Annotated in this window: 17 protein-coding genes and 2 tRNA genes; 1 reads left to right on the plus strand and 18 read right to left on the minus strand. The window is 39.9% G+C overall.

Features of this window, described 5'->3' with window-relative positions:
• The 15 genes from walK to HNR43_RS07520 all read right to left on the minus strand — a co-directional run bounded on the left by walK (window position 1) and on the right by HNR43_RS07520 (window position 12,566).
• Window positions 1-1,815 carry a cell wall metabolism sensor histidine kinase WalK gene (walK, locus tag HNR43_RS07450; protein WP_183242644.1) on the minus strand — a complete coding sequence of 605 codons (1,815 nt, stop codon included), beginning with the start codon at window positions 1,813-1,815 and terminating at the stop codon, window positions 1-3.
• 4 nt (window positions 1,816-1,819) lie between these two features.
• Window positions 1,820-2,524, minus strand: coding sequence for a response regulator YycF (gene yycF / locus HNR43_RS07455; RefSeq protein ID WP_183242646.1), 705 nt, complete (start codon window positions 2,522-2,524; stop codon window positions 1,820-1,822).
• Between the two features lie 100 nt (window positions 2,525-2,624).
• Window positions 2,625-2,697 (minus strand) — tRNA-Phe (locus HNR43_RS07460).
• A 26-nt stretch (window positions 2,698-2,723) separates the two neighbouring features.
• A tRNA-Asp gene (locus HNR43_RS07465) sits at window positions 2,724-2,799 on the minus strand.
• Between the two features lie 96 nt (window positions 2,800-2,895).
• Window positions 2,896-4,182, minus strand: a complete 1,287-nt coding sequence (locus HNR43_RS07470; RefSeq protein WP_026011474.1) for an adenylosuccinate synthase — start codon at window positions 4,180-4,182, stop codon at window positions 2,896-2,898.
• Window positions 4,183-4,298: 116 nt separating this feature from the next.
• Window positions 4,299-5,663 (minus strand): replicative DNA helicase, encoded by a 1,365-nt coding sequence (gene dnaB, locus HNR43_RS07475; protein WP_183242648.1) that lies wholly within the window; start codon window positions 5,661-5,663, stop codon window positions 4,299-4,301.
• 77 nt (window positions 5,664-5,740) lie between these two features.
• Window positions 5,741-6,190, minus strand: coding sequence for a 50S ribosomal protein L9 (rplI, locus tag HNR43_RS07480; RefSeq protein ID WP_055440862.1), 450 nt, complete (start codon window positions 6,188-6,190; stop codon window positions 5,741-5,743).
• On the minus strand, window positions 6,187-8,160 hold the full coding sequence (locus HNR43_RS07485) for a DHH family phosphoesterase (protein ID WP_183242650.1): 1,974 nt from the start codon (window positions 8,158-8,160) through the stop codon (window positions 6,187-6,189). Before HNR43_RS07485 ends, rplI begins: the two co-directional genes overlap by 4 nt.
• A gap of 21 nt (window positions 8,161-8,181) precedes the next feature.
• The gene (locus HNR43_RS07490) at window positions 8,182-9,111 is read right to left on the minus strand and encodes a DUF2232 domain-containing protein (RefSeq protein ID WP_183242652.1); all 930 of its coding nucleotides are present in this window, start codon (window positions 9,109-9,111) and stop codon (window positions 8,182-8,184) included.
• A gap of 61 nt (window positions 9,112-9,172) precedes the next feature.
• Window positions 9,173-9,409: a 30S ribosomal protein S18 gene (gene rpsR / locus HNR43_RS07495; RefSeq protein WP_003397568.1), complete on the minus strand. Its 237-nt coding sequence runs from the start codon at window positions 9,407-9,409 to the stop codon at window positions 9,173-9,175.
• A gap of 32 nt (window positions 9,410-9,441) precedes the next feature.
• Complete coding sequence (gene ssb, locus HNR43_RS07500; protein ID WP_032101641.1) at window positions 9,442-9,933, minus strand: single-stranded DNA-binding protein; 492 nt, start codon at window positions 9,931-9,933, stop codon at window positions 9,442-9,444.
• A gap of 26 nt (window positions 9,934-9,959) precedes the next feature.
• On the minus strand, window positions 9,960-10,247 hold the full coding sequence (gene rpsF / locus HNR43_RS07505; RefSeq protein ID WP_009361077.1) for a 30S ribosomal protein S6: 288 nt from the start codon (window positions 10,245-10,247) through the stop codon (window positions 9,960-9,962).
• A gap of 104 nt (window positions 10,248-10,351) precedes the next feature.
• A complete protein-coding gene (gene ychF / locus HNR43_RS07510) occupies window positions 10,352-11,452 on the minus strand; it encodes a redox-regulated ATPase YchF (protein ID WP_183242654.1) in 1,101 nt (366 codons plus the stop codon).
• 20 nt (window positions 11,453-11,472) lie between these two features.
• Entirely contained in the window at window positions 11,473-11,649 is a 177-nt protein-coding gene (locus HNR43_RS07515) for a DUF951 domain-containing protein (protein ID WP_006321132.1), read from the minus strand.
• 41 nt (window positions 11,650-11,690) lie between these two features.
• On the minus strand, window positions 11,691-12,566 hold the full coding sequence (locus HNR43_RS07520; protein ID WP_183242656.1) for a mechanosensitive ion channel family protein: 876 nt from the start codon (window positions 12,564-12,566) through the stop codon (window positions 11,691-11,693).
• A 180-nt stretch (window positions 12,567-12,746) separates the two neighbouring features.
• Between HNR43_RS07520 and yyaC the strand changes: the two genes are divergently transcribed.
• Window positions 12,747-13,337, plus strand: coding sequence for a spore protease YyaC (gene yyaC, locus HNR43_RS07525; protein ID WP_183242657.1), 591 nt, complete (start codon window positions 12,747-12,749; stop codon window positions 13,335-13,337).
• On the opposite strand, the gene HNR43_RS07530 is transcribed toward yyaC, so the two are convergent.
• Genes HNR43_RS07530 through HNR43_RS07540 form a run of 3 tightly spaced genes read right to left on the minus strand, consistent with a single transcriptional unit; the run spans window position 13,326 to window position 15,668 of the window.
• Window positions 13,326-14,033, minus strand: coding sequence for a DUF554 domain-containing protein (locus HNR43_RS07530; protein WP_183242659.1), 708 nt, complete (start codon window positions 14,031-14,033; stop codon window positions 13,326-13,328). The genes yyaC and HNR43_RS07530 overlap by 12 nt on opposite strands.
• Before the next feature lie 17 nt (window positions 14,034-14,050).
• Entirely contained in the window at window positions 14,051-14,914 is an 864-nt protein-coding gene (locus HNR43_RS07535; RefSeq protein ID WP_183242661.1) for a ParB/RepB/Spo0J family partition protein, read from the minus strand.
• On the minus strand, window positions 14,907-15,668 hold the full coding sequence (locus HNR43_RS07540) for an AAA family ATPase (protein ID WP_183242663.1): 762 nt from the start codon (window positions 15,666-15,668) through the stop codon (window positions 14,907-14,909). The genes HNR43_RS07535 and HNR43_RS07540 overlap by 8 nt, the downstream gene beginning before the upstream one ends.
• Window positions 15,669-15,715: the final 47 nt, after the last annotated feature.

The following is a 15,715-nucleotide window of genomic DNA, read 5'->3' on the forward strand; positions in this document are numbered from 1 at the left end:
TCATCCTTTTTTCTGTTGTTCAATCGGCAAAGTAAAGTAAATAGTTGTCCCTTTTCTTTCTTGGCTTTCGGCCCAAATACGTCCTCCATGTGCGACGACAACTTCTTTTGCAATGGCCAGACCTAGTCCTGTTCCACCGAGTTTACGTGAGCGCGCCTTATCGACACGATAAAAACGCTCAAAAATTTTAGATAAATCCGATTTTGGAATGCCTACACCCTCATCTTTTACACTTACTTCAATATAGTCCGTTTTTTTTCTTACTCGAAACGTAATTTTCCCTCCTTGTGGAGAGTATTTTAAGGCGTTAGAAATAATGTTATCGAGTACTTGAGTAATTTTGTCTTCATCCATATATACAATTATTTTCTCATCCGGGAAATCTCGAACAAACGAAACATTCTCTTTTTTTGTTAATTCAAATCGATCAATGACTTTATGGAAATACGGGATAAAATGTACACGTGTTTTTTTCAATTTATAATCTTTACTGTCGAGCTTAGAAAGCTGCAACAAGTCATTGACAAGACGAATCATTCGTTCTGTTTCATTTTGCGTCACCTCAATAAACCTCGGGGCAATCTCCTCATCCCGCCATGCTCCATCTGCGAGCGCCTCTAAATAACTGCGCATCGTCGTTAGTGGCGTTCGCAATTCATGCGAAACATTCGCTACAAACTCTCGACGATCACGATCAATTTTTTCGTGTTCCGTAATGTCATGCAACACAACAATTAATCCGTTCACAAATCCTTTTTCTTTTTGAATCACAGATAAAGAGGCACGTAAAATGTACATTTCGTCGTCTGTACTAAAATCTAAAATTAATGTTTCACGTTCTTCAATTAACGTTTCGAACGTATATTGTTCATCTAATCCTAATACCGTCACAATCGGTGCAGAAAGCACTGTTTCACGTGAAACATTTAAAATGTTTAGCGCAGCATCGTTAATTAAAATAATTCGTCCTTTTCTATCTGTTGCAATCACACCATCTGTCATGTGCGTTAATACCGATTCTAACTTACGACGCTCTCCTTCTGTCGTCGCTTGCGCTTCTTGCAATTTTTTCGTTAAGTTGTTAAAACTAAGCGCAAGTTGTCCAATTTCATCGTATCCATATACTTTTACTTTTCGTGAGAAATTACCTTTTGCCATCGCTAATGCTTGTTTACGCATATCTGAAATCGGACGTGTAATGGTCTGTGCCAACAAAATGCCTAACAACGCAGTAATGACTAAAGCAATTCCTGTTCCTGTGGCTAAAATATTATTAATTTGCCTCATTTGCGCAAAAACATTTTCCATCGAAGCAATGACATAAATTGCCCCTTTAATTTCATTTTTCACCTTAATAGGCGTAGAAGAAATATACATGCGGTGACCTGTCTTTGGATCAACAAGCATTTTTTCTGTCATTTCGCCCGCCACTAACGTTCGTTTAATTAGCAAGTCTGTCGTCCGCTTTCCTACAATATTTTGATTATATGGATTCGATGTCCCTAATACTTTACTTTTATGATCAATGACGCGCACTTCAGAAATATCTTGTGACACGAAATCTTGTAAAATAGAACGAATTTCTTCTTCGATCGTAGGGCTTTTTTTATCACGCTCTTTATTCATTTCTTGTTCGATGTTATAAGCAAGTAAAATGACACGTTCGTTTAATGAGTTTTTAAAGTTTTCAACAAGTTGTGCTTCCAATTGGCGCACGAAATAAGCCCCGATAATTTGCATTGCAATTAAAATAAGCAAAATGTAAATCAAGGCAAATTTCACATGAATCGATTGAAATATACTTACCTTTCTCATGCGGTTACTCCTGTTCTGGATTTCGCAAATAATATCCTACCCCACGTCTTGTCACAATCCACGTTGGGTGCGAAGGGTTATCTTCGATTTTTTCACGCAAACGTCGAACAGTTACATCTACAGTGCGTACATCACCAAAGTAGTCGTATCCCCATACCGTTTGCAGTAAATGTTCACGCGTCATCACTTGTCCAATATGTTTTGCTAAATAGTGAAGAAGTTCAAATTCCCGATGCGTTAGTTCAATCTGCTCTCCTCGTTTCGATACAGTATAAGCATCTGGATGTATGGTGAGCGAGCCAATTTTTATTTCACTTATTTCTTTTACATCTTGTTCTTGTCTTTGTTGGTGACGCCGTAAATTAGCTTTGACACGCGCTAACAGTTCGCGTGTGCTAAATGGTTTCGTAACGTAATCGTCTGCGCCAAGTTCTAGCCCAAGCACCTTATCAATTTCAGAATCTTTCGCTGTCAACATAATAATCGGCATATCATATTTTTTACGAATTTCGCGACATACTTCCATTCCATCTTTTTGAGGTAGCATAATATCTAATAAAATTAAATCAGGCTGAATGTCTTCTACTTTTTGTAGCGCTTCCACACCGTCATATGCACAATGTACGTCGTATCCTTCTTTTCTTAAATTAAATTGCAAAATATCAGCAATCGGTTTTTCATCATCAACAACTAAAATTTTTTTCTCCATGTATATTCACTCCCCCAAAAGACATATTTACATATAGTGTACCATGTCACCATTATAAAACAAAAAAGCATAGACACACATATGTATCTATGCTTACAAGTGGCTCGGGACGGAATCGAACCGCCGACACAAGGATTTTCAGTCCTTTGCTCTACCGACTGAGCTACCGAGCCATATAAGTAAACTATTTCAATAAAAATGGCGGTTCCGACGGGATTCGAACCCGCGATCTCCTGCGTGACAGGCAGGCATGTTAACCCCTACACCACGGAACCGCATTTCAACAGACATCTATTATTGTACTATATAATTAAAAATAAAACAATAGTTTTTTAAAAAACACGTCGATGATTTGCTCATCGACGTATTTTTTATGCATACACATTGCGGACAACATTCGTTTGAGAACGGTCTGGTCCAACTGAGAAAATGGAAAGAGGAATACCTGTTAGTTGCGAAATGCGCTCGACGTAACGGCGTGCGTTAGTTGGAAGCTCGTCTAAACTTTTTACACCCGTAATATCTTCCGTCCATCCCGGCAATTCTTCATAAACCGGCTCACATTCCGCCAACACCTTTAAGCTCGCAGGGAACTCCTCGATAATTTGTCCTTTGTAACGGTAAGCAACACAAATTTTCAACGTTTCAATACCTGTTAACACATCAATCGAGTTTAATGATAAATCTGTAATACCACTAACGCGACGTGCATGACGAACAACAACACTATCAAACCAACCGACACGGCGTGGACGTCCCGTTGTCGTTCCGTATTCACGCCCTACTTCGCGAATACGATCACCAATTTCATTGTTTAACTCCGTTGGAAATGGACCATCACCGACACGTGTTGTATATGCTTTAGCTACCCCAACAACATGTTTAATTTTTGTCGGACCAACACCAGCCCCAATCGTAACCCCGCCAGCAACAGGATTTGACGATGTAACAAACGGATACGTACCTTGGTCGATATCTAACATGACGCCTTGGGCACCTTCAAATAAAACACGGCGTCCTTCGTCAAGCGCATCATTTAATACAACAGATGTGTCACAAACGTACTTTGCGATTTGCTGTCCATATTCATAATATTCATCAAGAATGTGTTCTAATTTAAATCCTTCAACACCGTACACTTTTTCAAAAAGCACGTTTTTCTCTGCTAGATTGCGAGCCAATTTTTCTTCAAATACTTCTCGGTCGAGCAAATCTGCGATCCGGATACCAACACGTGCTGCTTTATCCATATAAGCAGGGCCAATTCCTTTTTTCGTCGTTCCGATTTTATTAGCCCCTTTTCTTTCTTCTTCTACTTCATCAAGCTTTAAGTGATAAGGCAAAATTACATGTGCGCGATTGCTAATGCGTAAATTTTCCGTGCTTACGCCACGCTCGTGTAAATATGCTAATTCTTGTACGAGCGCTTTCGGATCGACAACCATCCCATTTCCAATCACACAAATTTTATCTTTATAAAAAATACCAGAAGGGATTAAATGTAATTTATACTTTTCGCCGTTAAATACAATCGTATGTCCGGCGTTATTTCCACCTTGATATCGTGCAATGACTTCTGCATGTTGTGATAAAAAATCTGTAATTTTTCCTTTTCCCTCATCGCCCCATTGTGTTCCAACAACAACAACTGAAGACATAGCGAGCACCTCCGCTTCATCAATTCCAAACATAGTAAGTGTACCAAATCAACTATGAAAAATCAATAAAAAAACCGAACATTTATATGTTTATCCTTTGTTTTTATTCGTATAAATTATGCTCCCGGTGGAACGTTTGTGTCATCGAAGCGGCGCTCTAAGTTGACAAACTTGTTATACTCTTTTACAAAAGCAAGTTGTACTGTACCAACAGGACCGTTCCGTTGTTTTGCAATAATAATTTCAATGATGTTTTTGTTTTCTGATTCTTTATCGTAATAATCATCACGATATAAAAAAGCAACAATATCCGCATCTTGTTCAATGCTTCCCGATTCACGCAAATCAGACATCATCGGACGTTTATCTTGACGTTGCTCGACACTACGAGAAAGCTGGGATAAAGCAATGACAGGAACATCTAATTCACGAGCTAACGCTTTTAGGGAGCGGGAAATTTCCGATACTTCTTGTTGACGATTTTCACGATTTCGTCCACTTCCTTGAATGAGCTGCAAGTAATCGATCAATATCATGCCAAGTCCTTGTTCTTGTTTTAGGCGACGACATTTGGCACGAATTTCACTAACACGGATGTTCGGTGTATCGTCAATAAAAATACCGGCATTGGACAGACTTCCCATCGCCATCGTTAACTTTCCCCAATCTTCTGGCGTCAGTTTACCGGTTCGTAAGTTTTGGGCGTTAATGTTTCCTTCTGCGCAAAGCATACGCATGACAAGTTGTTGCGCCCCCATTTCTAAGCTAAAAATCGCCACGTTCTCCCCCGTACGCGTCGCTACATTTTGAGCAATATTTAATGCAAATGCTGTTTTTCCAACAGACGGACGAGCGGCAACAATAATAAAATCACTTCGTTGAAATCCTGCTGTCATCCGATCAAGTTCAATAAATCCTGTTGGAATTCCAGTAATCTCACCTTTCCGATTATGGAGCATTTCGATGTTGTCATACGCTTGAACAAGCACATCCTTTATATTTTGAAATCCGCTCGTATTTTTCCGTTGGGATACTTCTAAAATTTTTCGTTCCGCTTCATTTAACACATCTTCTACTTCATCTTCACGCGTATAGCCGTCTTGAGCAATGGATGTAGCGGTACGAATTAAACGGCGCAAAATGGATTTTTCTTCTACAATTTTTGCATAATAGTGCACATTTGCCGCTGTTGGAACGGCATTTGCAAGCTCCGTTAAATACGAAACGCCTCCCACTTCTTCAAGTGCATTTGCATCTGCTAATTCTGATGTAACTGTCACAAGATCAACAGGTTCGCCACGATCAGATAATTGTAACATCGTTCGGAAAATTTTTTGATGGGCCGCTCGATAAAAATCTTCGGGAATTAATATTTCTGAAGCAGTTGTGAGCGCGGATGGCTCCAATAAAATCGCTCCGAGCACAGCTTGTTCAGCTTCAATATTTTGTGGGGGGAGTCGATCAGCAAATATGTCTGTCATGTACGCTCACCGTCCTTTCTCATAAGAAAAATGTGATTATATGCACGGAAAAAAATCCGGCATAAAATCACATTTCATTACTTTTGTTCCTGTACATGTACTTTTAATGTAGCAGTTACCTCTGGGTGAAGTTTAATTGGTACATTTGTATAGCCAAGCGCCCGAATGGCATCATCTAGTTCAATTTTTCGTTTATCAATTTTAATATCATGTTGTTGCTGAAGCGCCTCAGCAATTTGCTTACTCGTAATTGAACCGAATAGACGACCACCTTCACCAGCTTTTGCAAATAATTCAACAGTTAACGTATCAATTTTTTCTTTCAGTTGCTTCGCTCGAGCTAATTCTTCTTCCGCTTCTTTCTTTTGTTTATTTTTTTGCGCTTCCAATGCTTTTAAGTTGGCTGGTGTTGCTTCAATGGCAAGACCTTGTTTAAATAAAAAGTTTTGGGCATAACCATCAGCAACATTTTTTACTTCTCCTTTTTTTCCTTTTCCTTTCACATCTTTTAAAAAGATGACTTTCATGTTTTTGTACCTCCCTCAATATATTCTCGAATTGCTGCCTTCAATCGCTTTTCCGCTTCATCAATTGTTATATTGGCAAGCTGAGTGGCTGCATTTGTTAAATGACCGCCACCATCAAGCTTTTCCATAATTACCTGCACATTTACATCTCCTAATGACCGAGCGCTAATTCCGATCGTTTGATCGTTCCGTTTCGAAATAACAAAAGAAGCAACAACACCATGTAAAGATAATAGCGTATCCGCTGCTTGAGCAATTAATACAGGATCATATGCTTCATTAGCATTTCCTTTTGCAATTGCGAAACCATGTTCATCAATGATAGCGTTCTCAATTATTTTAGCACGTTTAATGTAATGCTCAATATTTTCTTTTAACAGTTTCTGGACAAGCGTCGTATCTGCTCCTTGAGCACGTAAATATGAAGCGGCATCAAACGTTCGTGAGCCGGTGCGTAATGTGAAACTTTTCGTATCAACAACAATACCAGCTAATAAAGCTGTCGCCTCAAGCATAGACAATTTCGAGCGCTTCGGTTGATATTCTAACAATTCCGTCACTAACTCTGACGTAGATGATGCATATGGCTCCATGTAAACGAGAATCGGATCTTGAATGAACTCTTCTCCACGGCGGTGATGATCGATCACTACAACCCGATCTAACCGTAACAATAACCGTTCTTCAATGACGAGCGAAGGTTTATGCGTATCTACAACAACGAGCAACGTATCTTCTGTCGCTAACTCCAATGCTTGCTCAGGAGAAATAAATCGTGACCACAATTCCGTCTGTTTTCTCACTTCCTCAACCAATCGCTGTACGCCAGAGTCAATACGGTTTGTATCAATGACAATAAACGCCTCTTTTTGATTCATTTGGGCCACTTTTAAAATACCGATAGCCGAACCGATAGCATCCATATCGGGATATTTATGCCCCATAATAAACACTTGCTCACTTTCTAAAATGAGCTCTTTTAACGCATGCGATATAACGCGAGCTCTAACCCTCGTTCGTTTCTCCATCGGATTCGTTTTCCCGCCATAAAATTTTACTTTACCGTTCGGTTGTTTAATCGCTACTTGGTCGCCGCCGCGTCCAAGTGCTAAATCTAAACTAGACTGCGCCAACGCCCCGAGTTCTGGTAAAGACGGGGAGTTTGTTCCTATTCCGATACTTAACGTTAGCGGAACATGATTTTTCGCTGTCTGTTCGCGCACTTCGTCTAGAATAGAAAATTTATTTTTTTCTAGTTGCTGTAAAATATATTCGTTTAACACAGCCACAAATCGATCTGACGACGTACGCTTTAAAAATAAGCCGTATTCACTCGCCCATCGATTTAAAATGGACATCACTTGACTGTTGAGCTGACTCTTCGTTTGATCATCCATTCCTTGCGTCACATCGTCGTAATTATCAAGAAAAATGACGCCTAATACGACCTTTTCTTGCTCGTATTTTTTCTCTAGTTCTGCTTGTTCCGTAATATCAAAAAAGTAAAGTAATCGTTCTTCTCGGCGAATAATTACTTTAAATGTTCGATCGTGAAATGTAATGACTTCTTCCGTTTCCTCTGTTTTTATGAGCGGAACAAGTTGTTCAGCAACATCATATAATGATTGTCCAACTAGCGTATCCACTCCAAAACAAGAAGATAAAAAAGAGTTTGTCCACTCAATTTCTAACTCCTCATTAATGAGCATAATGCCAATTGGCATCCCCATTAAAGCTTCTTCCCCAACTTTTTTTATTCGGTAAGAGAGAGTGGAAATGTAGTCCTCAATTTCTTCTTGTGCAACTTTATACGATCGAAAGACGTGAAACAACGTAGGGCCAAGGAGCACAGCACCAACTATCCCAATCATCCATTCAAAGTACGTAACAATGATAAGCAATATAAACGTAATACCGATTAAAACATACAAGGGATAGCGATGCCTCGGCTTTTCATACAAACTGGACATGAACGTCAGCTCCTTGCGTCATTAATCTTTCAGCTTCTTTCGCAAATCAAATCCTAAATCAATTATACCTAATATTCGCACGAGGTGAAGTAAAAAAGGGAAAAATAGCGATAGAACGACAGTTGCAATAGCGCCTTTGCGCCCCATTTTTTTATGGTACATCCAATAAAAGATGAACGAAAATCCTTGAATAGTCATAAGTAACTGTAAAATTTGAAACAAATTAAGCAACGCAATGTAAAGAAATGAACCGTGCTCGATTGGGAAAAATAACAAAAGCATAACCGCTAAATAGTACCATAACAAACTTTTCGGCAAAACAAGTTCATGAAATGGTTTCCAATTCCCAATCGGCATGTTTAACCGTTTTAAAATAGGCAAGGCAACTTGTTGAGTAATAAAAGCAAAACATGCGGCTGCAAAGACGAATGCAGTCGGCAATAAATCGATGACAATGTCCATCGTTTGTTTCATCGTTTGTTCAAATTGTTCATTTGTTTGCCCAAGTTTCTCTAATATGTTTTGCGCAGTTTGAAACGATTGTTGCATCATTTCTTCAATTTGTTTGCCAATATGAATGTCGAAAAACAAGACAGAACTCGCATAAATGATGATCATGCTCACTAAAAAAGAAAGAGTACCAACAAGCAAAACAGTATATTTTCCACCTTGCTTTCGCCACACATGTCCCATGACAACTCCGCTACTTGCAAACATAAATGTCATCGGAACAGAGAAAAGGGAACCGAACCAAATGGATGGAATAAATGATATAGCAAGCAAAAATAAGCCGTTTTTATATGTGTGGCGCATCGTAAATAAAAGAAACGGAATTGCCAAAAAAAATGTTGTAACCATTCCGAACACCGGCATATATAAACTGAGCAAAAGGAGAACTGTGAAAATAGCAAGTTGCACAGCTCCTTCCGTTAATACCCGAGCGTTTTTCACCTTTTTCCCTCCTTGAAAACAAAAAGCAGTAAGGCTCCGTCCCCCTTACTGCTTTTTCTTTTTATTCGCCCGCAACGTACGGTAATAAAGCCATTTGACGAGCACGTTTGATCGCAATTGTTAATTTGCGTTGATATTTTGCACTCGTACCTGTTACGCGACGAGGTAAAATTTTGCCACGCTCAGAAATAAATTTCTTTAATGTGTCCACATCTTTGTAGTCAATGTGTGTAATTCCGTTTGCTGTAAAGTAGCAAACTTTACGACGTTTTGTACGTCCACCTTTGCGTCCTGCCATTGTATTTCCTCCTTTCTTCAAATCAATATATATTAAAACGGCAAATCATCGTCCGATATGTCGATTGGTTGTCCATCGTTCGCAAATGGATCATCATCAATTCGACTAAATCCGCTACTACGTCCTTGGTTCGGGTTCTGATTTGATCCAAATGGAAACGGCTCGCCATAGCTGCCTGATGCCATGCCACGTTGCTCACCGCCACCTCGCGGCTCTAAAAACTGCACACTATCGGCGACAACCTCTGTTACGTACACTCGTTTTCCTTCTTGGTTTTCATACGATCTCGTTTGAATTCGACCTTCCACTCCAGCTAAACTACCTTTTTTCAAATAGTTCGCCACATTTTCAGCTTGTCGGCGCCAAACGATACAGTTAATAAAATCTGCTTCACGTTCACCTTGTGGATTCGTATACGTTCGATTCACCGCTAGCGTAAACGTGGCAACAGCAACTCCATTTGGAGTATAGCGTAATTCCGGATCTTTCGTCAGTCTTCCAACGAGAATTACGCGATTAATCATCAGAACCACTCCTATTCATGAGGAAATTATTCTTCTTCCTTCACGACGATATGACGAATAATGTCTTCGCTGATGCGTGCTAAACGGTCAAATTCTTGAACTGCCGCAGGCTTCGCAACAACGTTTAAAATCATGTAGTAACCGTCACGGAATTTTTCAATTTCATAAGCGAGACGACGCTTACCCCATTCCTTCACGTTCGTAATTTCCGCGCCATTTTCAGTTAACACGTTGTTAAAACGCTCAACAACTGCTTTTCTCGCTTCTTCTTCCATGTTTGGACGGATAATGTACATAATTTCGTACTTTCTCATCACAGTCACCTCCTTTTGGTCTACACGGCTCTTTACAGAGCAAGGAGCAATATATCATTACTCACATTTGATGATTATATCATGAACATCGTTCATATGCAATATTAGACGTTAAAACGGAAATGAATAATATCGCCATCTTGCACTTCATAATCTTTTCCTTCTAATCGCACTTTTCCTGCTTCACGGGCAGCTGCCATCGATCCTGCCGCAACTAAATCGTCATATGATACGGTTTCTGCACGAATAAATCCTCGTTCAAAATCAGAGTGAATAATGCCTGCGCATTGCGGTGCCTTCATTCCTTTACGGAACGTCCATGCGCGCACTTCTTGTTCACCTGCTGTGAAATACGTAGCGAGTCCAAGCAAACTATATGATGCACGAATGAGTTGATCTAACCCCGATTGTTCAATGCCGAGTTCTTGTAAAAATAGCTCTTTTTCTTCATCGTCTAACTCTGCCATCTCCGCCTCCACTTTAGCACAAACGACGATGACCTCTGCATTATCTTCTTTGGCAAATGCTTTTACTTTTTGAACGTACTCGTTGTTGTTTGGATCAGCTAAATCTTCTTCACCAACGTTAGCAACATATAACATCGGCTTGATCGTTAATAAATGTAATTGCTTTACTACTTTCATTTCCTCTTCCGTAAATGAAAGCGTTCTAGCTGGTTTTCCTGCTTCGAATGTTTCTTTTAAGCGACTTAAAATATCGTATTCAAATACTGCTTCTTTATCTTTTTGCTTCGCCATTTTTCCGACGCGATCTATCCGCTTGTCTACCGTTTCAAGGTCGGCAAAAATAAGCTCCAAGTTTATCGTTTCGATGTCTGCGATCGGATCTACTTTCCCTGCCACATGCGTAATGTTTTCGTCAGCAAAACAACGCACAACTTGACAAATGGCATCAACTTGGCGGATGTGGGATAAAAACTTATTTCCTAACCCTTCACCTTTACTTGCACCTTTCACAATCCCTGCGATATCTGTAAATTCAAATACTGTAGGAACCGTACGTTTCGGATTAAATAATTTCGTCAACGTTTTTAGTCGCTCATCCGGTACTTCCACAATCCCAACGTTCGGTTCGATTGTACAAAACGGATAGTTTGCAGACTCAGCGCCCGCTTTTGTAATCGCATTAAATAACGTTGATTTTCCGACATTCGGAAGACCAACAATTCCTGCTGTTAAACCCATAATGAAACTCCTCTCTTCGTCTATTCCTCGTGCTTTACGAGCACTTTTTTCATTTTTTTCTCAAATTCTTTTCGTGGCAGCAAGACGCTATGACCACATCCTTCACATTTGATCCGAATATCCATGCCCATTCGAATAATTTTCCATCGATTTGTACCACAAGGATGTTCCTTCTTCATTTCGACGATATCATGCATGCCATACTCTTTATTCAATATAGCACACTCCTTTCCGTTGTTTAAGCACGTTCCCCTTGTTGTTCGCGATTATAAAGAACTAAACGAGGAAACGGGATTTCAATTCCCCGCTCGTCCAAACGAAGCTTAATCTCTTTTCGTAACGCACGTGCAATATGCCAATGACGCATCGGCTTTGTCTCACACGTAATGCGCATAACGACTTCAGACGGCCCTAAATTTTGCACTCCTAACAATTCTGGTGGACTGACAATGTCTTCATATTTACTTGGCATTTCTTCTAAAACTTCACGAATGACAGCTTCCGCCTTCTCTAAATCACCTTCATAGGCAATACTTACATCAACGACCGCCACACTATTATTCAAAGAAAAGTTCGTCACTTGTGTAATCGTTCCATTCGGTAAAATGTGCACTTCACCCGTAAAACTTTTCAACTTCGTCGTGCGCAATCCAATTTCTTCAACGTGCCCTTCAAATGTCCCGATACGGACATAATCTCCAACGGCAAACTGATCTTCGAGGATAATAAAAAATCCTGTAATAATATCGCGAACAAGATTTTGCGCCCCAAATCCAACTGCTAATCCAACGATCCCAGCTCCTGCTAAAATGGCGCGAATATCAACGCCTACGGCGTCTAAAATCATCATAAACGTAATAAAGTAAATGGTATACGTCGCCATATTGTTCAGCAATCGCATTAACGTTGCTTCTCTTCGTTCCGATAACCGAATCGGTGCTTTTTGTCGAACAGCAAAAAACTTCGTAATCGCCAACTTGACAACTTTTAATAAAATCGATGCCAATAAAATAATCGTTACGATTTTAAACAAACTAACACCTATTGTAACGAGCCAGTCACCTTCTACCATTTGTTCAACGATACGGACATATATTTTTTTTATTTGCTCCATTCAACCACCTCCATTGTAGCAAATCACCTATACAAGCTTCCCCTTTCACGCATAAGTTATTGTAACAGTATTTTGTTCACATTTGTAGCACGTGAACTTTCTGCACAGCTAAATGTATATATATTCACATTTTTCCGTATACTGTTACCACGCTATTTAATCGGAGGAGGGAACGGACATATGCAAAACAAATTTTTTTACGATGAACCAAATGCAATATCCCAACTTGCATCATCACTTTTATATTTACTTCCAACTTCCAACCATATCCCGATCGTCATCGTTTGTATCGGCACGGATCGTTCAACTGGCGATGCACTCGGTCCACTTGTTGGTACGATGCTGGGGCAAAAAGGAACATTACCTTTTTATGTGTATGGAACGTTAAAAGATCCGATTCATGCCGTTAATTTAGAAGATAAACTACAAGACATTCGCCAACAACATAAACACGCGTTTCTCATTGCTATCGATGCTTGCCTTGGTCGTGTAAAAAACATCGGGATGGTTACAGTTGAAAAAGGCCCATTAAAACCAGGTGCCGCTGTCAATAAAAATCTTCCTTCTGTCGGTGATGCCCATATTACCGGTATTGTCAATGTGAGTGGATTTATGGAATTTTTCGTGCTTCAAAACACTCGCCTTCATCTAGTAATGAATATGGCAGAAACAATTGCTACGGGTATTTATGAAGCCGGAATACAGTTGAAAAAACAACAACGATTTGCATCGTTGCACACAAACGAACTGAAATATAAACTATCCGAATAACATATGCATAAAAGCAACGATCAACGCATTTACTAAAATACTTGGTAGTAAGTTGGCTACACGAATAGATGTAAGACTTAACATGTTCAAACCAATCGCAACAATTAAAATTCCCCCTGTCGCAGTCGATTCAGCAATAAATGCCTCAAGGGCGCTTGGTGGAATGAACCGATCGATTTGCGTAGCCATCAAGGCGATGGATCCTTGATAAACAACAACAGGAATAGCTGAAAAAATAACGCCGATGCCAAACGTAGCGGTTAAGATGATGCTTGCAAAACCGTCTAAAATCGATTTTGTATATAGTACGAGATGATCGCCTCTTAACCCGCTATGTAGCGCACCGACAATGGCCATCGAACCGACGACAAACAGAAGCGTGGCACTCACAAATCCTTTAGAAATCGCCCCTTCTGCGCCATATCCTACTCTTCTTTCTACCCATTTTCCTAACCTTTCAAGCTTTTCTTCAATACCCCATATCTCCCCTAATGCTCCACCAACAACTAAACTAATAATAACAACTAGAAACTGATCGCTTTCTAACCCCATCTTTACACCGAGAACAACAACGGAAAGCCCAATCCCGTTCATCACCGTCGATTTTATGCGCTCTGGAATATGTCGAAACACAGCACCTAATAAAGCGCCAACAATAATACATATGCCGTTAACAATCGTACCGAGTAAAGCCAACGTGTGTCACATCCTATTCATCCTTCAATAGATTCATCGTATACATTGAGCAATTGCAAAATACGTGTTAAATCTTCTTCTGAGAAAAATTCGATTTCAATTTTTCCTTTTTTTCGATGTTTTTTTATGGAGACGGACGTTCCTAATCGTTCACGTAATAACGCCTCACTTTGTGTTAAAAATATATTTTTCTCTTCTTTCTTTTTCGATGTTTCACGTGGAACATTTTCGTTCAGTTGTTGAATGAGCGCCTCAAGTTGGCGAACATTAAGCGATTCACGAATCACGCGTTGAATGACACCTGAAAGCTTTTGTTTGTTTTTTAATGCTAATAACGCTCGACCGTGCCCCATTGATAACATACCTTCTTCAATCATTTGTTGTACATCACTTGGAAGTGAAAGAAGACGAAGATGGTTGGCAATATGCGGACGGCTCTTTCCTAATCGTTTTGCTAGCTCTTCTTGCGTTAATTTGCATTTTGTAAGCAACAATTGATATGCTGTCGCTTCCTCAATCGGATTTAAATCTTCACGCTGTAAATTTTCAAGCAATGCAATTTCCATCATTTTTTCATCCGAAAGTTCACGTACAACGGCTGGGATAGTTTTCAATCCTGCTAATTGTGCCGCTCGAAAGCGACGTTCACCCACAACAATTTCATATCCCTTGATCGTCTGACGAACAATGAGCGGCTGAACGATTCCGTGTTCCATAATGGATTGCTTTAATTCTTCTAACGCTTGTTCATGGAACGTTTTGCGCGGTTGATATGGATTAGGGCGAAGTTGTTGAATATCAATTTCTTGAACCGTTTCCCCTTTTTCTGCTTCCAAATTCGTAAAAAGAGCGTGAATACCTTTCCCGAGCCCTTTAGCCATTTGCGATCACCTCTTTCGCAAAGTCTGCGTATACTTCCGCTCCCCGCGATTTCGCGTCGTACAAAATAATCGGCTTTCCATGGCTTGGCGCCTCACTTAGTCGAACGTTGCGTGGTATAATCGTTTCATACACTTTTTCACGAAAATACTTTTTCACTTCTTGAATAACTTGAATACCAAGATTTGTGCGCGCATCAAACATCGTCAGCAACACACCTTCAATACGTAAATGTGAATTTAAATGTTTTTGTACGAGACGAATCGTATTTAATAATTGACTAAGCCCTTCCAATGCGTAATATTCACACTGCACAGGAATTAATACTGTATCTGCTGAGGTTAAAGCGTTAATCGTCAACAATCCGAGTGAAGGCGGACAGTCGATAATAATAAAATCGTACACGTCTTTGATTGGGCTTAACGCTTTTTGTAAGCGCACTTCCCTCGAAACAATCGGAACGAGTTCAATCTCAGCACCAGCCAGTTGAATGGTGGCAGGAATAATATGCAATCGTTCGATGTTAGTCGGACGAATGACTTGACGCACATCTACTTCCTCAACTAATAAGTCATATGCGCATTGTTCAATTTCATGTTTTTCCACGCCAATCCCACTTGTCGCATTTCCTTGCGGGTCGATATCGACAAGTAACGTCTTTTTTCCCATATGGGCTAAACATGCCGATAAGTTTACGGCTGTTGTCGTTTTGCCAACACCACCTTTTTGGTTGGCAATCGCAATAATTTTCCCCACAATGCTCCCCATCCTTTACATATAATACTTTTATTGTATCATGAATT

This window comes from Anoxybacillus mongoliensis, assembly GCF_014201515.1.
Taxonomy (GTDB): domain Bacteria; phylum Bacillota; class Bacilli; order Bacillales; family Anoxybacillaceae; genus Anoxybacillus; species Anoxybacillus mongoliensis.